Genomic DNA, 23,087 nt, shown 5'->3' with positions numbered 1-23,087 from the left:
GAAAGGGGGCTGAGGGCGCTCAGCCCTTCTTGCCGCCCAGCAGCACCAGCGCCCCGCCCACCACGATCACGGCCACGCTGGCCCAGGTGGGGAAGTTGACCGTCTGCTTCTCCTTCATCGAGAACTCCAGCGGGCCGAGCTTGGCCTCGTGGGTTTCCTTGGTGAAGCTGAAGCTGCCGAGGCCCAGGGCGGCGATGCCGGCCACGATCAGCAGGATGCCGACGATGCGTGTTGCGTTCATGGGGTCGATCCTCCGTCCGTTGAATGGCTATTGCCGGGGCTGCTGCGGTGTCTGCTGCTGCAGCTGGTCCACCCATTGCACCACCTCGGCCATCGCGGCATCGCTGGCCGAGATCAGCGCCTTCACACCGCCGGGTGCGTCGGCGCTGGAAGCAGGGCGGCGCACGGTGAAAGTGCGCTGGCCCAGCACGCGGTCGCCACCGGGCGCGCTGCGGACCAGCGTGGCGCGCAGGCGCACCAGGCCCACGCTGGCGCTGGCCGAATCGAAGTAGTGGCTGAACTCGTCGAGCGAGATGCGCAGCGTGTCGGGCACCTCGCCCCGGCTGCGCGAGATGGTGGCGCTTTCTTCCGGGCCGAGCACGGTGCGGCGCTCCGACAGCGTGTCGCGCAGCCGCTGGCGCAGCAGCTGCGCGGGCGGCAGGCTCCAGCGCGACTGGCCGTAGGGGCGCAGCTCGTTGGCGTCGGCGTACCCCAGCCGGTAGAGGATCTGCGTGCCGTCCAGGCGGGAGTTGCTGTCGAACTCGGCCAGCGCCAGCGTGGGCAGGGCGGCTGCGGCGGGCGCGGCAGCAACAGGCGCCGTCAGGCCGGGGCCGAAGTCGTACAGCGTGGTGCGCGCGGGCTTGTCGGGCAGCGCGCCGCAGCCTGCGACCAGCAGTGCGGCGCCGAGCGCGATGGCGGCCGGGTTCATCAAGGAGCGAATGGCGTTCTTCATGGTGGATGGTTCTCCCTGGATGGTGCTCAGGGCCGCGTCGCAGCGGGCGCGCTGAACCCCGGCTCGCCCGGGCCCGCGACTGCGCCGCCGTTGCCGAACAGCAGCGATTGCGGGTTGTCGTTGATGTTGTCCGCTGCGCGGCCCAGCCGGCGCACGGCGTGCGAGGTGTCGTCGGCCACGCGGTTCACGCGCGGCAGCGTGGCCGCGTTGAACGAATCGACGGCCTGCGCCAGCGCCTTGGTGCCGTCGCTCAGCCGCTCGACCGGGCCGTCGGGCGCATTCAGCCGGCCCACGGTGGTGTTGAAGTTGGTGGCCACGCGCGAGACGTCGCCAGCGGCCTTCTTCACCGAGGCCAGCGTGTCGGGCAGCTTCGTCAGCGCGGGGTTCAGTCCGGTCTTCACCGTGTTGTCGAGCGTCTTGAGCAGCGTGTTGGCGCTGGCCGAGGCGGCCGCGATGTTCTCCAGCGCTTCGGCCGCGCGCTTCTGGTTGGGGTCGCTCAGCAGCTGGTTGGCGCGCTTCGTCACTTCCTCGACCTGGTTGATGATGGCCTCGCCGCGGTCCTGCAGCTGCGCCAGCATCGAGGGCTTGAGCGGAATGCGCGGCGGGTTGTCGTCGTCCGGTTTGAGCGACACCGTCGATTCGCCCTTGTCGTCCAGCGCGATGAAGGCCAGGCCGGTCACGCCCTGGTAGCTCAGCGTGGCAAAGCTGGAGGTGGTGAGCGGCACGCGCTCGTCGACCGTGATGCGCACGCGCACATTGCCCTTGACCTTGGGGTCGAAGTCGATCGACGCCACCTTGCCCACCGCGATGCCGCGGTAGCGCACCATCGCCTGCGGCTGCAGGCCGCTGACGGCGTCGCGCGTGGACAGCTCGTAGATGTTGCGCACGGTGTTGTCGCGCGTGAACCAGATCACCAGCCCGACGAGCGCGGCGATCAGGCCGAGCACGAAGGCGCCGGCGGCGAGGGCGTGGGCCTTGTTTTCCATGGTGGCTACCTACCTTTCAGCGGCCCGCCTCGGCGGCGGGCTGCGATGGAGATTGTTCGGCGGGCTTGTCGTGCAGAGCCTCAAGGGCGCGCTGGCCGCGCCCGCCGAGAAAGTATTCGTGAATGAAGGGATGCGGGTACGCGATGACTTCGCGCGCCGCGCCGGTGACGATCACCTTCTGGTCGGCCAGCACCGCGATGCGGGTGCTCAGGTCGAACAGTGTGTCCAGGTCGTGCGTGACCATCACCACCGTGAGGCCCAGCTCGCGGTGCAGGCCGCGCAGCAGGTCGCAGAAACTGTCGGCCGCCTCGGGGTCGAGGCCGGCCGTGGGCTCGTCGAGCAGCAGCAGCGGCGGGTCCATGATGAGCGCGCGCGCCAGCGCCACGCGCTTGATCATGCCGCCCGAGAGGTCTGACGGGCTCTTGTTCGCGTGCTGCGGGCCCAGGCCCACCATCTGCAGCTTCACCAGCGCCGCGTGGCGGATCAGCTCGTCGGGCAGCAGCTTCAGCTCGCGCAACGGAAAGGCGATGTTCTCCAGCACGCTGAAGGCCGAGAACAACGCGCCGTGCTGGAACAGCATGCCCACGTTGGCCGCGCCCGATGCGCTGAGCTCGCCGGGCTCCTGGCCCAGCACCTCGACGTGGCCGCGCGTGGGTTTTTCGAGCCCGAGGATCTGGCGCAGCAGCACCGTCTTGCCGGTGCCCGAGCCGCCGACCAGCGACAGCACCTCGCCGCGGTCGATGTGCAGCTGCAAGTCGCGGTGCACCACCTGCTCGCCATCGGGGCTCTGGAACACCGTCCACAGGCCGCGGATGTCCACCACGGTGGTGTAGGTGTCGGAGCGTACGGGCATGCTCATGGTGTCAGGCCCTGAATCCGATGCCCTTGAAGAGCACTGCGAAGAGCGCGTCCACAAGAATCACCGCGGTGATCGACGTGACGACCGACTGCGTGGTGCCGCGCCCCAGGCTCTCGGTGTTGGGCTTGACCTTCATGCCGAAGTAGCAGCCGATCAGCGCAATCAGAATGCCGAACACCGCCGACTTGGCAAGCGCCAGCCAGAGGTTCGAGATGGGCACCGCGCGCGGCAGCGCTGAAAGAAAGTAGGCGGGCGAAATATTGAGCGCCGCATCGGCCGCCAGCATGCCGCCCGCGAGCGCCGCCATCGAAGTCCAGAGGCTGATCAGCGGCATCGCGATGGCCAGTGCCAGCACGCGCGGCATCACGAGGCGAAAGCCGTGGGCGATGCCCATCACGCGCATTGCGTCGAGTTCTTCCGTTACCCGCATCACGCCGATCTGCGCCGTGATGGCCGAGCCCGAACGCCCGGCGATCAGCACGGCAGCCAGCACCGGCCCCAGCTCGCGGATCAGCGAGAGCCCGAGGATGTTCACCACGAAAGTCTCGGCGCCGTACTGCCGCAGCTGCTGCGAGATCAGGTAGGCCAGCACCACGCCAATCAGCAGCCCCACCAGCGCCGTGATGTGCAGGGCCGTGGCGCCGAACTGATACAGGTGCCCCGAGAAATCGCGCCACGGCCCGCGGTGCGGCGCGCGGATCAGCCGGCCCACGTCGAGCGCCAGCTGGCCGATCAGGCTCGTGAAGTCGCGCACCACGTACATCACGCGCGGGCCGTTGTGCGAGAACGCGCGGATGCGGTCGCTGAGCGAGGGCGGGGGCTCGTCCGGCGTGGCGACGGTGTACTGCGCCACCTGGTCGAGCACGGCCTTGTGCTGCGGCAACATTTCGAGCGTGGCCGGCCACTGGTGGCGCCAGTGCTCCCACAGCAGCTGCGCGCCGATGTGGTCGAGCTGCCCGATGGGGCGCAGGTCCCAGGCGCGGTCGTCGGCGGGAGGGGCGGTTTCCAGGCTTTTGGCCAGTGCTTGCCAGGCCGGCTTGGACGACATCGCCAGCGTGGTCCAGCAGCCGCTGGCTACCGTCCACTGGCGGCCTTCCTGCTCCCGCTGCTCGACGCGGGGCCACGCGCTGTCGGCGGCGGAAGCGTCGGCAGTCGATGTGGCAGGGGACATAGGGCGGGTGAGCGGGAAAGTTAACAAAGGCGGGGGTGGAAGCGCGCATCGTAACCGGGTGCATCCAGTGTGAAGGTGCTCCAGACCCCTCGTTTGCGTAGGGCACAACGCCGTTTCTTCAGGTTTTCTTCAGGGCAGATGCGATCACGCTGAAAAGCCCTCGGACAGCGCCTCGCGCAGCCACCCCACAAAGGCCGTCACAGCCTGCGGCACATGCGTGGCGTAAGGACGTATTGCATACAGCCGCTCGCCGAAAGCACCCACCGAGCGCCACTGCGGCAACACCTGCTGCAGCTTGCCCGACTGCAGCGCCGACTGCGCGCTGAAGTCGGGCACCAGCGCAATGCCCAGCCCGCTGAGGGCCGCGTCGCGCAGCGCCTCGCTGTTGTTCGCGACCAGCGGCCCCGAGACCGGCACCGTGATGCGCGGTGCCGAGGCCTTTGCCTCGAAGTGCCAGGTCGGCGTTTCCTGCGCGCGCGGGTAGTGCAGGCAGTCGTGCTCCGCCAGCGCCTGCGGCTCGCGCGGCGTGCCGCGGCGGCGCAGGTAGGCACGGCTGGCCACCAGCACCGAGCGGGTTTCGCAAAGCGTCCACGCCACGTGCGTGTCGGGCGGTGCGGCCGTATGGCGGATGGCCAGGTCGAAGCCCTCCATCGCGAGCGAGCTGAGCCGGTCCGACAGGTCGAGCTCGAGGCGCACTTCGGGCTGCGCGCGCAGGAAGTCGGCCAGCCGCGGCACCAGCTGCTGGCGCGCGAATGCCACCGGCGCCGTCACCCGCACCAGCCCGCGCGGTACGCCAGCCAAGTCGCGCACGCCCGCGAAGCTGTGGGCAATCTGCTCGAAGGGGCCGCGCATGTCTTCCACCAGCCGCTGGCCGGCCTCGGTGAGCCGCACGCTGCGCGTGGTGCGCTGCACCAATGGCGCACCGGCCGCGCGTTCGAGCTCGGCGATGCGCTGGCTCATGGCCGCCTTGCTCACGCCCAGGCGTAGCGCCGCAGCCGTGAAGCTGCCCTGTTGAGCCAGCACCGTGAGCCAGTGCAGGTGCGTCCAGAGCGACTCGATATTTTGGGGTTTCATGTTTGTATTGTTCAGCATCATGAACAATAAGTTCAAGCTTCGTGACTAGGCGCGGAACAAGGTGCTGCCTAAACTGACCGCACTCCTCCGCCAGCAAAGCCCTCTTCAAAGCCTTCCCCATGCCCACCTCCATCGACCACTTCATCGCCGGCAAGCCCGCCGCCAACACCTCCGGCCGCACGCAGGACGTGACCAACCCCGCCACCGGCGCCGTCACCGGCAAGGTCGGCCTGGCCGACACCGCGCAGGTCGCGGCAGCCGTTGCAGCCGCGCAGGCCGCCTTCCCGGCCTGGGCCGACACCCCGCCCATCCGCCGCGCGCGCGTCATGTTCAAGTTCCTGCAGCTGCTCAACGAGCACAAGGACGAGCTGGCCCACCTCATCACCGCCGAGCACGGCAAGGTCTTCACCGACGCGCAGGGCGAAGTCAGCCGCGGCATCGACATCGTCGAGTTCGCCTGCGGCATTCCGCAGCTGCTCAAGGGCGACTTCACCGACCAGGTGAGCACCGGCATCGACAACTGGACGCTGCGCCAGCCGCTCGGCGTGGTTGCCGGCATCACGCCCTTCAACTTCCCGGTGATGGTGCCGATGTGGATGTTCCCGGTGGCCATTGCCGCGGGCAACACCTTCGTGCTCAAGCCCAGCCCGACCGACCCGAGCGCCTCGCTGCGCATGGCCGAGCTGCTGACGGAAGCCGGCCTGCCCGACGGCGTGTTCAACGTCGTGCAGGGCGACAAGGCCGCCGTCGACGCGCTGCTCGAACATCCGGACGTCAAGGCCATCAGCTTCGTCGGCTCCACGCCCATCGCCAACTACATCTACGAAACCGGCGCACGCCACGGCAAGCGCGTGCAAGCCCTGGGTGGCGCGAAGAACCACATGGTGGTGCTGCCCGACGCCGACATCGAGCAGACGGTCGACGCGCTGATCGGCGCGGGCTACGGCTCGGCCGGCGAGCGCTGCATGGCCATCAGCGTGGCAGTGCTGGTCGGCGACGTGGCCGACAAGATCATTCCCAAGCTCATCGAACGCACGAAGACGCTGAAGGTGCTCAACGGCACCAACCTTGCCGCCGAAATGGGCCCGATCGTCACGCGTGCCGCGCACGAGCGCATCACCGGCTACATCGACCTGGGCGAGAAGGAAGGCGCGAAGCTGCTGGTCGACGGCCGCGGCTTCGACGGCAGCAAGGCCGGCGAAGGTTGTGGCGACGGCTTCTGGATGGGCGGCACGCTGTTCGACAACGTCACGCCCGAGATGCGCATCTACAAGGAAGAAATCTTCGGCCCGGTGCTCAGCTGCGTGCGCGTGGCCAACTTCAAGGACGCGGTTGACCTCGTCAACGCGCACGAGTTCGGCAACGGCGTGAGCTGCTTCACCCGCGACGGCAACGTGGCGCGCGAATTCAGCCGCCGCATCCAGGTCGGCATGGTCGGCATCAACGTGCCGATCCCGGTGCCCATGGCCTGGCACGGCTTCGGCGGCTGGAAGCGCTCGCTGTTCGGCGACATGCACGCCTACGGCGAAGAGGGCGTGCGCTTCTATACCAAGCAGAAGTCCGTGATGCAGCGCTGGCCCGAGAGCATCGGCAAGGGTGCCGAGTTCGTGATGCCGACTGCCAAGTAATCAGATAAAAAAGCAAGCCCCCGGCCGCCGTTGCGCCGGGGCCTCCCCGATCCTTCGGGTTCTGAAACGTTTCTTCCGTAGAGTTCGCCATGACCGCCTAGAAACCCGGACGCATCTCGCGTCCAACATCAGAAGACCAGAGAGGACCGAGGAGACATGGCTGCGAACAACAACACGAGGACTTTCCGAAACCCGGCTTCGGCCGGCGGCGCGCTCTGGCGGCTGCTGGCCCTGGCCACGGCGCTCGTCGCGGCGCCGACGCTGCACGCGGCCAGCGTGCTCAGCGTGAGCCCGCAAGGCGAAGCGCGCGACGTGCGGCAGGTGGCTATCCGCTTCGATGCCGACATGGTGCCGCTGGGCCAGAGTGAAGGGGCCGAGCCCGCGAGCGTGCAGTGCTCGCCGCAGGCGCCGGCAGGGCGCGCGCGCTGGATCGGTCCGCGCGCCTGGGCCTTCGAGTTCGAGAAAGATGTGCGTGGTGGGACGCGATGCAATGTCGTGTTCAAGGCTGGGCTGAAGACGCTGGCGGGCGAGGCCGTGACCACGCCGCCGGCTGCGAGCTTCGTGGCCGGTCCCCATGGTTTTTCTACTTCCTTTCCGGCCGAGGGCTCGCAGGTCGCGCCCGATCAGGTCTTCCTGCTGCGCCATTACGACCCCCAGCCCGTGGGTGATCCGCAGACGCTGGCGGCCGGCTTCACCTGCGAGCTGCGCGACGGCGACAAGGTGCAGAGCCAGCCGACAGAGCTGGTCACCGGGGCCGCCCTGACCTCGGCGCTGCGCGCAGCCCAGTCGGGTACCTATGCCCTGGCACTGCGCTGCGCGCAGCCGCTGCCCGAAGGCGTGCAATTGCGCTTGCGCCAGGTGCCCGTGGACGGTGCCGAGCCGAAGCTCTTCAACTACACCACCCGCCCGCGCTTCACCGCGCGTGTCGAGTGCACGGTGCTCGACTACCCCCAGGGACAGAAGGCCTGCGACCCGCGCCGGCCGGTCGAACTGACTTTCTCCGCCGGCATCGGCCTCATGAGGTCCGGCGGCATCCGCCTGACCGACGCGTCGGGCGCCGACCTGTCTTTCGATGCCGTCGACACGTGGCGCCGTGACGAGGTTCGGCAGTTGCGTGTGATGCCGCCGAAGGGCAGTTTTGGCGAGGGCACTCGCTTCACCGTGCGCCTGCCCGAGGACTTCCGCGACGTGCTCGGCCGGCCGCTGGTCAACGCGTCGGAGTTTCCCAAGACAGTCGAATTCGCTCGCCTGCCGCCATATCTGGGTGTGGCCAACTCTCTCGCCGTCATGCCGTGGCAAGCCGGCAAGTCCGACGCAGTGGCGGCCTTTGCCGTGCGCCGCGTCGAGAAGTCGGTGCCGCTGCGGCAATGGCGGCTCGGCGGCGAGATGGGCGTGGGCATCGAGGCCTACGCCATCGAACTGCTGCAGAACCAGCAGGCCGGCCAGTGGCCCACCGAACAGCTGAACGCCAAGGCAGGGGTACCGCGTACATCGACGTTGGCCACGCAGGGCGAAGGCATGGAATTCGTCGGCGTGCCGCTCGCCGCGCCCGGCTTGCACGTGGTGCGCGCTGACAGCGCCGCCTTCACGCAATACATCGACACGCGCCCGCTTGGTCCGAGCGAAACCCGGGATGCCTCGCCGCGCCAGCGCTATGCGGTGGTGCAAGCCACCAACCTCAACCCCGGCGCGAGCTTCGGCAATGCGGGCGCTTCGGTGATCTGGGTCACCGCGTTCGACAGCGCCAAGCCGGTGGCGGGCGCCGATGTGGCTGTGTACTCATGCAACCGCGAACTGCTCTGGCGCGGCAAGACCGATGCGCAGGGCCTGGCCCGGCCGGACGAAGCCTTGCGCGGCAAGTTGGCGTGCAGCAACAACACCCGTGCCGTGACGCCACGCTACGGTGGCGGCGGCAACAACAGCCCTTGGGTGGTGGTGCGCGCCGGCGACGACATGGCATTGATGCAGGTCTCGGCCGGGTGGAACGGCTTCTCCGCAGGCCGCGATGCGCAGAACATCCGCGCCCATACCGTGCTCGACCGCACGCTCTTCAAGGCGGGCGAGACCGTCAGCATGCAGCACGTCGTGCGGCTGCTCGAAAGCCGTGGCTTCGCGCTGCCGCCAGCGGGCACGCTGGATGTCGAGATTCGCTACAGCTGGAGCGACAAGGTGAATACGTCCAGTGTGCCGCTCGGCGCCGACGGCAGCGCCACCAGCCAGTGGACGATCCCGTTCGACGCCAAGCTCGGCAACTACACCGTGTTGGTGTTGCAGGGCGGCCGGCAGCTGGCCAGTGCGCAGTTCCAGGTCGAGGAGTTCCGCACGCCGGTGTTCGACAGCGAACTGCGCACCAAGGCGCTGTGGGAGCGCGACGCTCAGCTCGCGGTGGTCGATGCGCGGCTGAGCTACTTCGCCGGCGGCGCCGCGGCCGGGCTGCCGGTGACCGTGCAGCAGGGCTGGGCGCGCCAGGTGCAAGGCCCGCAGCCCGGCTACGCGTTCTACGACGAAACGCTCGATGCCGCGCCTGCCATGCCGTCGTCCATTCCACCGCAAGCCACGAAGCTCGATGCCGCCGGCAGGACGCAGCTGCGGCTCAAGGCGCCATCGCTGGAACGGCCGATGCTGCTGCAGACCGAGCTGAAGTTCCAGGACCCCAACGGCGAAACCCAGACCGTCGGCGCCAGCACCATGCTGTGGCCCGACCGCATGAAGCTCGGCCTGCGCGTGCGTGCGAAAGACCGGGATCGGCCGCAGGCCATCGAAGGCATTGCCCTCGACGACCAGAACCGGCCGGTGGTCGACGAGCCCGTGAGCGTGCGCGTCAAGCCGGTGCAGCGGAACTGGAACAGCGGGCAGACGCGAGTCACCGACCTCGGCCCCGAGATGGATGTGTGCAGCACCCGCACCGACGCGCAAGGGCGGTGGACCTGCGATTGGCAGCTACCCGCCGCGGTGTCGGGCCAGCAGGTGCCCGAGCAATGGCTGTTCAGCGCGAGCGCCAGCAGCCTGAAGCACAGCCGCGCCGTCGTGCGCACCGACATGCTGCAGTACCGCTGGACACTGGGCTGGCAGGAGGCGCTGGCCCGCTCAGCGCTGCAGCTGGAGAACGGACCGTCCTTCGGCCCTGGCGAGACCGCCATCGTGGTCGCGCGTCCCGAGCGTCTGCCGGCGAACCTGCTGCTCACCGTGGAACGCGAAGGTGTGATGGCCGCCAGCGTGCATGCGATCACCGCGATGGCGCAGCGCATCGAACTGCCGCTGACCGCGCAACATGCGCCCAACGTGCATCTGGCGGCGCGCTATGTGTATCCGCTGCAGGACGCAGGCAAGGACGCACCGCTGGCGAGCGTGCAGCGAGCCGAGGTGCCGGTGCGTCCCGACGCGTGGACGCTTTCCGTCGGTTTGCGTCCCGAGGCTGCGACGGCGCGGCCGCGCACGCAGCTACCGATGGAAGTCGCGGTGCGCGATGTTGCCGGCCAGCCCGTGGGTGGCGCGCGCGTGACACTGGTCGCGGTGGACCAGGCCCTGCTGGCGCTCAAGCCCAATGGCACCTGGGCGCTGGCCCGGGCGATGTTCGCGGCGCGTGGCAACTCGGTCACCAGCACGGCCCTCGATGCCCGCCTGTTGCGCCGGGTCGAGCTCGGTCTGCAGCCGCAGCACCGGCCGGACGACGAGGCCGCGCGCGGCTTGTTCGGCGTCGTACCGGGCGCTCCGGCCCCGGTCGCGGCCGCCGCGATGCGCGCCTCGAAGCCGGACGCGCCGGACGAGCCGCCCCCGCGCACTGACCTCTCCTCCCTCATCCTCTGGCGCACCGACCTGCGCACCGACGCCCAAGGCATCGCCCGCGCCACCGTCCCGCTCAACGACGCGCTCACCCAGTTCCGCATCGTCGCCATCGCCAGCGCGGGCGAGGCGCAGTTCGGCCAGGGCGAAACCACCATCACCAGCACGCAGCCGCTGCAGATCTTCAGCGGCCTGCCAGAGCTGCTGCGCGCGGACGATGCCATCGTGCAGAAGCTCAGCCTGCGCAACACGGGTGCGTCGCCGCTCGCCGTGGTGCTCAAGGCCGAGGCCGTCGTCGAGCCCAATGGCGAATGGTCCGGCGCACGCGATGTAGTGCCCGCCGATGCACTGGCCGCGCGCGGCCTGAAGATCGAGCGCCGCGTGCAGCTCGCGGCCGGCCAGACGCAGGAAGTGTTGTGGCCTGTCGCCGTGCCCGGTGGCGCCGGCACGCTGCGCTGGCGCATCAGTGCGCAGGGTGGTGAAGAACGCGACGCGCTGGAAGTCACGCAGCGCGTGGTGCCAGCACTGACCGCCACGGTGCGCCAGTCGACGCTGCTGTCGGTGGTCGACGCGGGCGCCGTGCCCGTTGTGCAGCCGCGCGATGCGGTGCCGCTCACAGGCGGCATGCGCGTCGCGCTGCAGTCCAGCCTCGTCGATGCGGCACTCGCCGAATCGACGCGCTGGATGGCGCAGTACCCGTACAGCTGCCTCGAACAGCAAAGCTCGCGCTATGTCTCGCTCGACGACCGGGCGAGCTGGGACAAGCTGATGGCCCAGCTGCCCAAGTACATCGACGGCAAGGGGCTGGCGCGCTACTTCCCCGAGTCCTCGCTGTCCGGCAGCGAGATGCTCACCGTGCAACTGCTCGACCTCGCCCACGCCAAGAGCTGGCCCGTGCCCGAGGCACTGCGCCGCCAGATGCTCGATGCGCTCGATGCCCTGCTTCAAGGCCGTCTGACCGCGCAAGACTGGGCGCCGCGCAATTACCTGGAGCCGCAGCAGCTCGCCGCGCAGGCAACGCTGGTGGAGCACGGCCGCGCGAAGATCGTGGTCAAGCCCAAGGCGCTCGATGCGCTCTCGGCCCAATCGCTGGTCGACTGGTCGCGCGCGCTCATGGCAATGCCCGCCGATGCCGAGCGCGACGCCGCACTGAAGGAAGCCGGCGCGCAGTTGCGCAGCCGCTTCGACGTGCAAGGCACGCGCCTGCGCTGGCGCGACGAATCGGCGCAGCACTGGTGGTGGTTCATGTGGAGCGGCGACAGCACCGCCGCGCGCATGGCCCTGCTCGCTCAGCAATGGGCCGAGACCGACGCAAGCTGGAAGGCCGATGCACCGCTCATCACGCAGGGGCTGGTCGGCCGCCAGAGCGTAGGCCGTTGGAGCACCACCACCGGCAATGCCTGGAGCACGGTCGCGCTGCGCCGCTTCCAGCAGCAGTTCGAGGCGGGCCCGGTCGATGGCGTGACGCGCGCCACGCTGGGCCGCACCACGCGCGACGCCACATGGGCCGATGCCAAGGCCCCGAGCATGCTGCTGCCCTGGCCCGCGCAAGGCGCCCGAGGCACGCTGCAGTTGCGCCACGAAGGCAGCGGCAAGCCGTGGGCCACCATCAGCACGCTGGCAGCAGTGCGCAACACGCAGCCCGTCACCAACGGCCTCGTGGTGCGCCGCAGCGTCACGCCAGTCGAGCAGAAGCGCAAGGGCCAGTGGTCGGTGGGCGACGTCTACCGCGTGCGGCTGGATCTCGAATCGACCGCCGAGCAGACCTGGGTGGTGGTGCGCGACGCCGTGCCCTCGGGCGCGAGCCAGCTCGGCCGCGGCCTGGGCCGCGAGAGCAATCTCGCGCAGCGCGGCGAAACCAGAGAGGGCTGGGCCTGGCCCAGCTACATCGAACGCGCCACCGACAGCTATCGTGCCTACTTCCGCTATGTGCCGCGCGGCAACTGGCGCGTGGAATACACCGTGCGGCTGAACAACGCGGGCGACTTCAAGCTGCCCCCGGTGCGCGTGGAAGCCATGTACGCGCCTGAAGTTTTCGGCGAGGGCACCGCCCAGACCATGACCGTGAAACCCTGAGAAAAAAGATGAGAGACAACGACAACACCTTCGACTACATCATCATCGGCGCGGGCACCGCCGGCGCGCTCATGGCGAACCGGCTCAGTGCCGACAAGAGCAAGCGCGTGCTGCTCATCGAGGCAGGCCGCAAGGACGACTACCACTGGATCCACATCCCGGTTGGCTACCTCTACTGCATCGGCAATCCGCGCACCGACTGGCTCTACAGCACCGAGCCCGACGCTGGCCTCAACGGCCGCGTGCTGCGCTACCCGCGCGGCAAGACGCTCGGGGGCTCGTCGAGCATCAACGGCATGATCTACATGCGCGGCCAGTCGCGTGATTACGAGCACTGGGCCGACCTCACCGGCGACGAAGACTGGCGCTGGCAGAGCGTGCTGCCGGCCTTCAAGAAGCACGAAGACTTCTACCTGGGCGCCGACGAGATGCATGGCGCCGGCGGCGAGTGGCGCATCGAGAAGCAGCGCCTGCGCTGGGACATCCTCGACGCCTTTGCCGAAGCCGCCTCACAGGCCGGCGTGCCGCACACCGCCGACTTCAACCGCGGCAACAACGAAGGCGTGGGCTACTTCCAGGTCAACCAGAAGAACGGCTGGCGCTGGAACACCGCCAAGGCCTTCCTGCGGCCGACCTGCTATGGCAGGCCCAACTTCGAGCTCTGGACCGGCGCGCAGGTGTCGCGCCTGCTGTTCGAGACGCTGCCCGACGGTACGCGCCGCTGCACCGGCGCCGAGGTTTGGAACGGCAGCGAGATGACCACCGCGCACGCTTCGCGCGAAGTGATCCTGAGCGCGGGTGCCATCGGCTCGCCGCAGATCCTGCAGCTCTCGGGCATCGGCCCGGCCGACCTGCTGCGCCAGCACGGCATCGATGTGGTGCTCGACGCGCCAGGCGTCGGCGCCAACCTGCAAGACCATCTGCAGATTCGCGCGGTCTACAAGATCGAAGGCGCGCCCACGCTCAACGTGATGGCCTCGTCGATGGTCGGCAAGGCCAAGATTGGCCTCGAATATCTGCTCAAGCGCAGCGGCCCGATGAGCATGGCGCCGTCGCAGCTCGGTGCCTTCACGCGCAGCTCGCCCGATCGCGAATGGCCCAATCTGCAGTACCACGTGCAGCCGCTGTCGCTCGATGCCTTCGGCGATCCGCTGCACAGCTTTCCGGCTTTCACCGCGAGCGTGTGCAATCTCAATCCGACCAGCCGGGGCTCGGTGCGCATCAAGAGCAAGCGCTTCGAAGACGCCCCGGCCATCGCGCCCAACTACCTGAGCACCGACGAAGACCGCAAGGTGGCGGCCGATTCGCTGCGCGTCACGCGCCGCATCGCCGAGCAGCCCGCGCTTGCCAAGTACAAGCCGCAGGAGTGGAAGCCCGGCGTGCAGTACCAGACCGACGAAGACCTCGCGCGGCTGGCTGGCGACATCGCCACCACCATCTTCCATCCGGTGGGCACCACGAAGATGGGAGCAGAGGGCGACCCGATGGCCGTGCTCGATTCGCAGCTGCGGGTGCGCGGGATCCAGGGCCTGCGCGTGGTGGATGCGGGCGCGATGCCGACCATTACCAGCGGCAACACCAACAGCCCTACGTTGATGATGGCGGAGAAGGCCGCCGGCTGGATTCTCGGCGGGGCCGGGGGCTAGCCTCGGCGGCCTGGCCCTTGTCCGCGAGGCGCGCCTTCGCGCCTTCGAGCATCAGGTCGACGCCGATCTCGAACAGCGCGTCGGGCCCGGCCCGGCGGTAGTGGGCGAATGCCTCGGCCAGCAGCGGACGCGAGGCCGCGGCGGCATCGAGCACCTGCTGGCGCATCTCCGCGTCGGGCGGCGTCGCCTGTTCCTCCAGCACGCAGCCTACGGTGTAGCGGCCCAGCGCGATCAACAGCGTCATCGCCTGCGTCGCCGGCACGCCCAGGTTGACCACGGCCGCGAGTTGAGCCTCGACCATGTCGAGGTCGCCCGGATCGGGCTCGGAGCCGGCATGCAGCCGCGCGCCGTCTCGCCGCGCCAGCAGCGCGCGGCGGAAGCTGTGCGCGTTCTCGCGCAGGAACGCGTCCCAGGTCTCGCTGGGCAGCGGCAGCTTGCGCTCGTGGGCGCGGTGCAGGATCTCGCTGTTCATCGCGTCGAGCAGCGCCCGCTTGTTCTTGAAATGCCAGTACAGCGCGGGTTGCTGCACGCCGAGCCGCTCGGCCAGCAGCCGGGTGCTGAGTTTGTCCATGCCGACCTCGTCGAGCAGCGCGAGCGCTGCCTCGAGGATCACTTCGCGGTCCAGTTTCATGTCGATTCGGGTGGGTACTTCACAGCCTGGAATTTATCGCTGATAATTACTTATCAATGATAAATTCCAACAGTTCATCAACTTCTTTCGCGACGAACGGCCGCCACGCGCAGTTCGTGATCCTCGCGATCGTCACGCTCGACGCCATCGGCATCAGCCTGGTCATGCCGATCGTGCCGAGCCTGCTGCGCGAGGTCGGCCACACCGGCGACCTCGGCTGGCACTTCGGCGCCTTTCTCTCGCTCTATGCGCTGATGCAGTTCCTCTGCGCGCCCGTGCTCGGCGCGTTGAGCGACCGCTTCGGCCGCCGGCCGGTGCTGCTGGCTTCGGTGCTGGGCGCGGCTGTCGACGCGCTCTTCATGGCCTTCGCGCCTTCGCTGTGGATGCTGTTCGTGGGCCGCGCGATCGCGGGCGTGACGGGCGCGAGCACCGCCGTGGCCTCCGCCGCCATCGCCGACCTCACGCCCGAGCACCAGCGCGCGCGCTGGTTCGGCCGCATGGGCGCCTGCTTCGGCCTGGGCTTCATCGCCGGGCCGGCAATCGGCGGCGTGCTCGGCGACCACGGCGTGCGGCTGCCGTTCATCGCGGCCGCGATGCTCAATGGCGTGACCTTTCTCGTGGGTCTGCTGGTGTTGCGCGAGTCGCGCCCGCCGGCACTCGCGTCGCAGCCCTTCGACCGCGGCGTGCTGCATCCGCTCGCGCCGCTGCGCTGGGCCACGAGCTTTCCGGCGCTGCTGCCCTTGCTCGGCGTGTTCCTGCTGCTCGTGCTGGTGGGCGAAGTCGCCGGCACGACCTGGGTGCTCTACGGCCAGGACCGCTACGCCTGGAACGGCACCATGGTCGGCCTCTCGCTCGCGGTCTTCGGCCTGCTCCATGCGCTGGTGCAGGGCTTCGTGGCGGGTCCGCTGGTCGAGCGCTGGGGCGAACGCGCGGCCATCGCCGTCGGCACCATCGCCGACGGCACGGGCTATGCGCTGATCGCCTTCGCCACGCAGGGCTGGATGGTGATCGCGCTGCTGCCGCTGCTGTGCATGGGCGGCGTCTGCGCACCCGCGCTGCAGGCGACGCTCTCGGCGCGCGTGGGCGAGGCGCAGCAGGGGCGCCTGCAGGGCGTGCTCGCGAGCATTACCAGCCTGGCGGCGGTGTTCGGCCCGCTGCTGATCAGCCCGCTCTACTTCGCGTTCCACACGCGCTTTCCGGGCATCGTGTGGCTGGCGGGGGCGTCGCTCTACCTGCTGTGCCTGCCGGTGCTGCTGCGCAGGACAGCCCGGCAATAGCTCCCGTCCAACACCAGAAACACCGAGGAACCGGCTTTGCCGGGCCTCAGGTGTTGCCCCCGGTAGGGGGTTGGCGCAGCGACACGAAGTGCGCGCAGCCTGGGGGCGAGCCCTATTTTTCGATCGTCTTGTTCCAGCGGGCGTTCCACGCGGGGCGATTGGCGTTGATGCTCTCCCAGTCGATGGTGACAGCGGCCTTCATCCACTTGTTGATGTTCGCCACCTGCGTCGCGCTTTCACCCACGACCGGGGCCTTGGGGTTGGTCGGGATCTGCGCGCCGTACTGCAGCACGTTGGCCTGGGCCACCGGGCTGAGCAGGAACTCGGCGAGCTTTTGCGACAGCTCGGGCTCGCTGTTGTTGGCGATCACGCACTGGGCCGTGACCAGCACCACCGCGCCTTCCTTGGGCGGCGCATATTCGACCGGAATGCCCTTTTCCTTGAGCGCACCCACGATCGTGGGCGTCAGCGGAAAGATCGCCGCCTCGCCGGTCTGAACCATCTCCGAAAGCTTGGCCGAACTCGGGATGTACTCCAGCACGTTCGGCCCGATCGTGGTGGGCCACGCCTTGAAGCCCGGCTCCACGTTCTTGTCGTTGCCGCCCTGGATGCGGTTGAACATCAGGAAGCCGTGCAGCCCGAAGGACGAGGACGACATCGACTGGAACACCACCTTGCCCTTGTACTTGGGGTCGGCCAGGTCCATCCACGAGGTGGGCGGGGCCCAGCCCTTTTCCTTGAACATCTTGGCGTTGTAGGCAAGGCCCGTCATGCCCAGGCTCACGCCGCTGGCCATGTCGTCCTTGAAGCGCGCGGCCGGGTAGATCTCGCTGAGCGACTGGCTGGGCTTCTGCTTCTGGCACAGGCCCATGCCGATGGCGCGCACCATCACGCCGTCGTCCAGGAACATCACGTGCATCTGCGGCTTGTCCTTGTTGGCTTGCGCCTTCGCGAGGATGTCGGACGAGGTGCCGGGCACCACCACCACCTTGGCACCGTAGGCCTTCTCGAAGGCCGGGAAGACGTACTGCGTGTACGCCTTCTCCATGGTGCCGCCGTTCATGCCGATATAGATGGTCTTGGTCTGCGCGCTGGCGCTGCCGGCCGCCGCGAGCAGCGCGACAAGGAGGAGAAACCGGGGGGACTTGGCGATGCGGTACATGGCGATGCTCTCCAATCAAGTTCAGGTTCAGGTGGGGGAAACGGTAAGGGGTTGTTCGTCGAAGCGCTCGATGGCGAAGGCGTCGATGGGCGTCTCGGTGCGCCCGTCGCGCGCCAGCTCGGCCAGCACTTCGCCGGCGGCCGGGCCGATCTGGAAGCCCGCGCCCGAGAAGCCGAAGCCGTGGAACAGGCCGGGCGTGGTGCGGCTGGGCCCGAGCACCGGTTCGCGGTCGGGCAGGTAGCCTTCGGTGCCGCCCCAGGTGCGGATGATGTGCGCATGGCGCAGCACGGGCAACAGCTCCACGGCCTGCATTGCGAGCGTGGCGATGGCGTCGCGCTCGGCGCGCGCGCGTTCGGCATCGAGCGTGATGCCCGTGCCGCCGCCGAGCACGAGATTGCCACGCGCCACCTGCCGGCAGTAGATGCCGCCGCCTTCCACGCCAAGGCTCCATTGCATGAAGTGCGGCACCGGCTCGGTCACCGCCATCACGGGGCTGCGCGCGCGCAGCGGCGGCGTCTCGTCGAACTGGCTGGCGATGGCGCCGGCCCAGGCGCCCGCGCAGTTGAGCAGCACGGGGGCCTGCACTTCGAGCGCATTGCCGCTGCGCACCATGAACATGGCGCCGTCATGTGCGACTTCGTCGACCTTGTGGCGCTCGAAGATCTGCGCGCCCGCGCGCTGCGCCGCGAGCGCGAAGGCCGGCGACACCAGGCGCGGATTGGCCTGCCCGTCTTCTGCGCACAGCGAGCCGCCCACGGCGCGCGTGCCGAGCCAGGGGCATTGCTCGCGCAGGCGCGCACCGGAGATCAGCTCGAGGCCCAGGTCGAAGTCGCTGCTCAGCGCGCGGTAGCGTTCGAGCGAAGCCATGTCCGATTCGCTGCGCGCGATCTTGAAATGGCCCGAGCGGATGTATTCGCCGTCGGTGCCCAGCAGTTCGGGCAGCTGGCCCCAGATGCGGTGCGCGCGCTGCGTCAGCGGCAGCTGGCTCAATGACCGGCCCTGCCGGCGCACGCCGCCGAAGTTCACGCCGCTGGAGCGCGAGCCGCAAAGATCGCGCTCCAGCAGCACCACGCCCAGACCCATGCGGCGCAAGGCCAGCGCGGCAGAAGAGCCGACGATGCCGCCGCCGATGATGGCGACGTCGGTCTGCAGCTTTTTGATGGTGCTCATTGGAGTACCTTCGTGCTTCGCACTGCGGTGCGAGCTTGCTTGGGGCGGCCCGGCGCGGCGCTCATGCGCCGGCTCCCTCGGCGGGCACGAGCATGATCGGAATCGGCTTGATCGGCGCCTGCCCGCGCAGCCTGCCGACCTGCTGCAGCGGCTGGCCCGTGGCGTGCGCGAGGATCTCCGCCGCCGCCACGCCGCACATGCGGCCCTGGCAGCGGCCCATGCCGACGCGCGACAGCGCCTTCAGGCGGTTCATCTCGTCGGCGCCGGCGGTGGCGACGGTCTGGCGCAGCGTGCCGGCCGTGATGTTCTCGCAGCGGCAGATCACGAGGTCGTCGCTCACGTGCGCGGCCCAGTCCTGCGGCACGGGGAAGGCGCGTTCGAGGCCCTGGCGGAATTTGGTGAGCTTGTCGAGCTTGCGTTCGAGTTCGGCGGCGCGTGTTGTGTCGACGGTCACGCCGTTGTCCGCCAGCAGCGCCAGTGCAGCGCGTTCGCCGGCCCACTCGGCCGCGTCAGCGCCCATGATGCCGGCGCCATCGCCCGCGAGGTACACACCTTCGACGCTGGAGCGCCCCGCCGCATCGCGCACCGGCAGGTGCGCGCGGTGCATCGGCGCGTAGTCGAATCGGCAGCCGAGCAGGTCGGCGAGCTGCGTTTCGGAGCGCAGCGCGTAGCCGAAGCCGACGGCGTCGCAGACCAGCGTGCGTTCTTCATTGCCGTCTTGCCATGCCACGCCGGTGACGCGGCCCTGCGCCTCGTCGCCGAGCACGCGCAGCGGCCGCACGCCGCTGTGCAGCGCCACGCCGTGCGCGCGCAGCCAGCCCACGTAGTACACGCCCTTGGCGAACACCGCAGGCTGCGTCAGCATCGCGGGCGTGGCGGCGATCTGGTCGGCCAGGCGCGCGGTGTCGAGCACCGCGGCCACCTCTACGCCAGCCTTCGCGTACTGATACGCCACCAGGTACAGCAGCGGCCCGGTGCCCATGAACACCACGCGCTGCCCGATGGCGCAGCCCTGGAACTTGAGCGCGACCTGCGCGCCGCCGAGCGTGTAGACACCGGGCAGCGTCCAGCCCGGCACCGGCAGCACGCGGTCGGTGGCGCCGGTCGCCACGATGAGATGGCTGTAGGGCACGCGGCGGGTGCTGCACGTGGGGTTGTGCATCACGTCGAGCTTGTGGTCCTGTGCGTTCCACACGAGGCTGTCGGGGTGATGGTCGATGCGGCCCTGCAGTGCGTCGAAGGCCGCGTGCACGGCGTCGGCGCGCTTCGACTCGAAGCCGTAGAGTGTTCGCGCAGTGCGCTGTGCCAACACGGTGGGCGGGCGGCGGTAGATCTGCCCGCCGGCGCGCGAGGCTTCGTCGATCAGCACGGGCCGCAGGTCATGCGCCACCAGCGTCTGCGCCGCGCGCACGCCGGCCGGGCCAGCGCCGACGATCACGGGGCGGATTTCGCTTGCCGTCGTCATGCGCCGTTCCTTCCCGTGACCAGCGCCATGCCGGGCGCGATGAAGGTCGAGCAGGCGCGCAGCCGTTCGCCTTCGCCGGTGGAGATCCAGCAGTCCTGGCAGGCGCCCATCATGCAGAAGCCCGCGCGCGGCAGGTTGCTGAATTCGTTGCGGCGCAGCTGGGCGCATTGCGTGAGCACGGCCGTGAGCACGGTGTCGCCGGCCAGTGCGCTCGCGGGTGCGCCGTCGAGGGTGAAGGGCACGGCGTCGCGGCCGTTGATTTCGGCCACGCGGTGCAGAAGTGCATGTTGAGTCATGGTCATTTACCTGCGTCCCACCAGCACGCGGTCCAGTCCGTACACGCGGTCGAGAACGATCATCGCGACGGCCGTCACCGCCACCATCAGCGCCGACACAGCCGCCATCAGCGGATCGATCGACTCGGTCGCGTACATGTACATGCGCACCGGCAGCGTCACCGTGCTCGGCGCGGTGACGAAGATCGACATCGTCACTTCGTCGAAGCTGTTGATGAACGACAGCATCCAGCCGCCCGTCACGCCCGGCAGGATCATCGGCAGCGTGATGCGACGGAACACCGTGGCCTGGCTCGCGCCCAGCGACAGCGCGGCCTGCTCGGCGCTGCGGTCGAAGCCCACCAGCGCCGCCACCACCAGCCGCAGCGTGTAGGGCGTGACGATGAGTGCATGCGCCATCACCAGCCAGCCGAAGCTGCCCGTGCCGCCGACCAGCGCGAACAGCCTCAGCAGCGCCACGCCCAGCACCAGGTGCGGCACGATCAGCGGCGATAGGAACAGGCCGTTGAGAAAGTTGCGCCCCGGAAATTCATAGCGCGTGATCGCCATGCCGGCCGGCACCGCGAGCAGCGTGGCGATGGTGGCCGAGCTCAGCGCGAGCCACAGGCTGTTCCAGAACGACTGCATGAAGTCGGGATGCGCGAACACCGCCTTGAACCACCGCAGCGAGAAGTGCGTGGTCGGAATGGTCAGCGTGTTCTCGGGCGTGAACGCCACGATGCACACCACCACCAGCGGCGCCAGCATGAAGACGATGACGAGCGCGTTGAACGCGAGGGCGATGGGGCCGTTCTTGTTCATCGCTTCAGCCCAGCGCTTTCTTGTAGCGGCCTTCTACCAGGCGGTTGTAGCTGAGCGTCACGACGAGATTGGCCACCAGCAGAACCAGCGCCACGGCTGCGCCGAGCGGCCAGTTGAGCTCGCTGAGGTATTCGTCATAGACGATGGTCGCGACCATCTTGAGGCGGCGTCCGCCAAGCAGCCCCGGAATCGCGAACGAGCTCGCGGCCAGGCCGAACACGATCAGGCTGCCCGAGAGAATGCCCGGCATCACCTGCGGCAGCACGATGCGCCGCAACGTGATGAAGGGCGTGGCGTTGAGCGAGAGCGCTGCGTTCTCGACACCCGGGTCGAGCTTCTGCAGCGATGTCCACACCGGTATCACCATGAAGGGCAGCATCACGTGCACCAGCGCAATGACCACGGCCGTGCTGGTGTAGAGGATCTTCACCGGGCCGATGCCGAGCAGACCCAGCAAGCCGTTCACAGCGCCCTCGGGGCCCAGCAGCATGCTCCAGCCGAAGGCGCGCACCACCACCGACACCAGCAGCGGCGCCAGCACCACCAGCAGCAGCACCGAGCGCCACGGGTTGCGCATGCGGCTCAGCACATAGGCCTCGGGCGCACCGACCAGCACGCAGATCAGCGTGACCAGGGCCGAGACCCAGAAGGTGCGCCAGAAGATGCCGAGGTAGTACGAGTCGGAGAACACCAGCGCGTAGTGCGCGAGCGTGAACTCGCCGGACTTCGGGCCGGTGGCCGGGTCGTACACGTTGAACGACAGCACCGCCGTGAGCGCGAGCGGCACCAGCAGCAGCGCGGTGAACAGCAGCAGCGCGGGGCCGGAGAGCCACCACGGGGTGGCCTTGCTCTTCAATGCGCTGCTCATGCTGCAACGGCCTTTTCTTCCGCAGGCAGCAGCCGCATGCAGTGCGCCGGCCAGTCGAGGCCTGTGCGGCTGCCTTCTTCGAGCGCTTCGCGCCCGTCGTTGGGGCTCAGCACAGTGAGGTCTCCCACGGAAGTGGCCACGCGGTAGAGCCACTGGCTGCCGAGGAAGAAGCGCTCCTGCACCTCGCCGTCGAGGCGGCCACGACCAGGCGGCACGAGCTGCAGTTTCTCGGGCCGCACGCTCAGCAGCGCGGCGGCATCGACGCTGAAGCCCGTGTCGTCCACGTCGAGCGAGAGCGCGCCGACCTCGACGCAGGTGCGCGTGGCGCCACTGTTCGAAACGCGGCAGTCCAGCAGGTTGGCCTTGCCCACGAATGTGGAAATGAAGCGCGTGCTCGGGTGTTCGTACACGCGCTGCGGGTGGTCGATCTGCGTGGCGCAGCCGCCTTCCATCACCACCACGCGGTCGCTGATCGACATGGCCTCGCTCTGGTCGTGCGTGACCATCACCGTGGTGGTGCCGACCTTGCGCTGGATCTGGCGCAGCTCGAACTGCATTTCCTCGCGCAGCTTGGCGTCGAGGTTGGACAGCGGCTCGTCGAGCAGCAGCACCGGCGGCTCGATCACCAGCGCGCGCGCCAGCGCCACGCGCTGCCGCTGGCCGCCCGAAAGCTCGCGCGGATAGCGCCCGGCATGCGCTTCGAGGTGCACCAGCGCCAGCGCCTGCTTCACGCGCTCGATGCGCTCGGCCTTGGGCATCTTGCGCATCTCGAGGCCGAAGCTCACGTTGTCGGCCACCGTCATGTGGGGGAACAGGGCGTAGGTCTGGAACACGATGCCCAGCCCGCGCGTGTTGGCCTTGGCATGCGTGATGTCCTTGCCCGCGAGCTCGATGCGGCCGCTGCTCACGGCCTCGAAGCCCGCAATCATCTGCAGCGTGGTGGTCTTGCCGCAGCCCGAGGGGCCGAGCAGCGAGACGAACTCGCCCTTTTCCACAGTGAGGCTCATGGCCGACACCGCGCGGGTGGCGCCATAGAACTTGGTCACGTCGGTAAGCCGGAGGAATGACATGGAACGGGCCTTTCTTCGGGGGCGAAAAGATGGCTTCAGGCACCTTGTTTCACCTTGGTGCGGGCCATGGACAGCTTGCTGCTCTTAATTCACTCTATTGCAACGATTGCGCCAGATCGCCTCGGGTATTCCATTAATCAGAATCTTTCTTCAATTTATTCCGATCAATGGA

The 23,087-nt window shown here is 68.7% G+C and carries 18 protein-coding genes; 4 read left to right on the top strand and 14 right to left on the bottom strand.

Annotated elements, in window-relative coordinates; genetic code table 11:
• Window positions 1-19: 19 nt before the first annotated feature.
• The 6 genes from ACSFCA_RS26400 to ACSFCA_RS26375 form a co-directional block, all read right to left on the bottom strand.
• Window positions 20-241, bottom strand: coding sequence for a hypothetical protein (locus ACSFCA_RS26400; RefSeq protein WP_093053572.1), 222 nt, complete (start codon window positions 239-241; stop codon window positions 20-22).
• A 27-nt stretch (window positions 242-268) separates the two neighbouring features.
• Window positions 269-952 (bottom strand): ABC-type transport auxiliary lipoprotein family protein, encoded by a 684-nt coding sequence (locus ACSFCA_RS26395; RefSeq protein ID WP_435461597.1) that lies wholly within the window; start codon window positions 950-952, stop codon window positions 269-271.
• 26 nt (window positions 953-978) lie between these two features.
• Entirely contained in the window at window positions 979-1,938 is a 960-nt protein-coding gene (locus ACSFCA_RS26390; RefSeq protein WP_097200589.1) for an MlaD family protein, read from the bottom strand.
• Window positions 1,939-1,954: 16 nt separating this feature from the next.
• Window positions 1,955-2,797 carry an ABC transporter ATP-binding protein gene (locus ACSFCA_RS26385; protein ID WP_258351749.1) on the bottom strand — a complete coding sequence of 281 codons (843 nt, stop codon included), beginning with the start codon at window positions 2,795-2,797 and terminating at the stop codon, window positions 1,955-1,957.
• A gap of 4 nt (window positions 2,798-2,801) precedes the next feature.
• A complete protein-coding gene (locus ACSFCA_RS26380; RefSeq protein ID WP_258351748.1) occupies window positions 2,802-3,968 on the bottom strand; it encodes an MlaE family ABC transporter permease in 1,167 nt (388 codons plus the stop codon).
• 144 nt (window positions 3,969-4,112) lie between these two features.
• On the bottom strand, window positions 4,113-5,042 hold the full coding sequence (locus ACSFCA_RS26375) for a LysR family transcriptional regulator (protein WP_258351747.1): 930 nt from the start codon (window positions 5,040-5,042) through the stop codon (window positions 4,113-4,115).
• 119 nt (window positions 5,043-5,161) lie between these two features.
• Here ACSFCA_RS26375 and ACSFCA_RS26370 point away from each other — a divergent pair, with 119 nt between their 5' ends.
• The 3 genes from ACSFCA_RS26370 to ACSFCA_RS26360 all read left to right on the top strand — a co-directional run bounded on the left by ACSFCA_RS26370 (window position 5,162) and on the right by ACSFCA_RS26360 (window position 14,175).
• Window positions 5,162-6,670: a CoA-acylating methylmalonate-semialdehyde dehydrogenase gene (locus ACSFCA_RS26370; protein WP_435461598.1), complete on the top strand. Its 1,509-nt coding sequence runs from the start codon at window positions 5,162-5,164 to the stop codon at window positions 6,668-6,670.
• Window positions 6,671-6,826: 156 nt separating this feature from the next.
• Window positions 6,827-12,529 carry an alpha-2-macroglobulin family protein gene (locus ACSFCA_RS26365; RefSeq protein ID WP_435461599.1) on the top strand — a complete coding sequence of 1,901 codons (5,703 nt, stop codon included), beginning with the start codon at window positions 6,827-6,829 and terminating at the stop codon, window positions 12,527-12,529.
• An 8-nt stretch (window positions 12,530-12,537) separates the two neighbouring features.
• The gene (locus ACSFCA_RS26360; RefSeq protein WP_435461600.1) at window positions 12,538-14,175 is read left to right on the top strand and encodes a GMC family oxidoreductase; all 1,638 of its coding nucleotides are present in this window, start codon (window positions 12,538-12,540) and stop codon (window positions 14,173-14,175) included.
• Here ACSFCA_RS26360 and tetR read toward each other — a convergent pair.
• Window positions 14,117-14,806 carry a tetracycline resistance transcriptional repressor TetR gene (gene tetR, locus ACSFCA_RS26355; protein ID WP_435461601.1) on the bottom strand — a complete coding sequence of 230 codons (690 nt, stop codon included), beginning with the start codon at window positions 14,804-14,806 and terminating at the stop codon, window positions 14,117-14,119. The two genes, ACSFCA_RS26360 and tetR, sit on opposite strands and share 59 nt — an antisense overlap.
• 56 nt (window positions 14,807-14,862) lie before the next feature.
• Here tetR and tet point away from each other — a divergent pair, with 56 nt between their 5' ends.
• The gene (gene tet / locus ACSFCA_RS26350; RefSeq protein ID WP_435461602.1) at window positions 14,863-16,083 is read left to right on the top strand and encodes a Tet(A)/Tet(B)/Tet(C) family tetracycline efflux MFS transporter; all 1,221 of its coding nucleotides are present in this window, start codon (window positions 14,863-14,865) and stop codon (window positions 16,081-16,083) included.
• 112 nt (window positions 16,084-16,195) lie between these two features.
• On the opposite strand, the gene ACSFCA_RS26345 is transcribed toward tet, so the two are convergent.
• From ACSFCA_RS26345 to ACSFCA_RS26315, 7 genes are all read right to left on the bottom strand, one after another.
• Window positions 16,196-17,245 (bottom strand): ABC transporter substrate-binding protein, encoded by a 1,050-nt coding sequence (locus ACSFCA_RS26345; protein ID WP_435461603.1) that lies wholly within the window; start codon window positions 17,243-17,245, stop codon window positions 16,196-16,198.
• Window positions 17,246-17,272: 27 nt separating this feature from the next.
• On the bottom strand, window positions 17,273-18,415 hold the full coding sequence (locus ACSFCA_RS26340) for an NAD(P)/FAD-dependent oxidoreductase (RefSeq protein WP_435461604.1): 1,143 nt from the start codon (window positions 18,413-18,415) through the stop codon (window positions 17,273-17,275).
• A gap of 61 nt (window positions 18,416-18,476) precedes the next feature.
• Window positions 18,477-19,880 carry an FAD/NAD(P)-dependent oxidoreductase gene (locus ACSFCA_RS26335; protein WP_435461605.1) on the bottom strand — a complete coding sequence of 468 codons (1,404 nt, stop codon included), beginning with the start codon at window positions 19,878-19,880 and terminating at the stop codon, window positions 18,477-18,479.
• Window positions 19,877-20,182, bottom strand: a complete 306-nt coding sequence (locus tag ACSFCA_RS26330) for a (2Fe-2S)-binding protein (RefSeq protein ID WP_435461606.1) — start codon at window positions 20,180-20,182, stop codon at window positions 19,877-19,879. Before ACSFCA_RS26330 ends, ACSFCA_RS26335 begins: the two co-directional genes overlap by 4 nt.
• Entirely contained in the window at window positions 20,183-20,977 is a 795-nt protein-coding gene (locus tag ACSFCA_RS26325; RefSeq protein WP_435461607.1) for an ABC transporter permease, read from the bottom strand.
• 4 nt (window positions 20,978-20,981) lie between these two features.
• A complete protein-coding gene (locus ACSFCA_RS26320) occupies window positions 20,982-21,845 on the bottom strand; it encodes an ABC transporter permease (RefSeq protein ID WP_435461608.1) in 864 nt (287 codons plus the stop codon).
• Window positions 21,842-22,915: an ABC transporter ATP-binding protein gene (locus tag ACSFCA_RS26315; RefSeq protein ID WP_258351736.1), complete on the bottom strand. Its 1,074-nt coding sequence runs from the start codon at window positions 22,913-22,915 to the stop codon at window positions 21,842-21,844. The genes ACSFCA_RS26320 and ACSFCA_RS26315 overlap by 4 nt, the downstream gene beginning before the upstream one ends.
• Window positions 22,916-23,087: the final 172 nt, after the last annotated feature.

The sequence above is a fragment of the Variovorax multivorans genome (genome assembly GCF_051216835.1).
Taxonomy (GTDB): Bacteria; Pseudomonadota; Gammaproteobacteria; order Burkholderiales; family Burkholderiaceae_C; genus Variovorax.
Note: the sequence above shows the minus strand (reverse complement) of the source record. Positions and strands in the feature narration are given on the sequence as shown.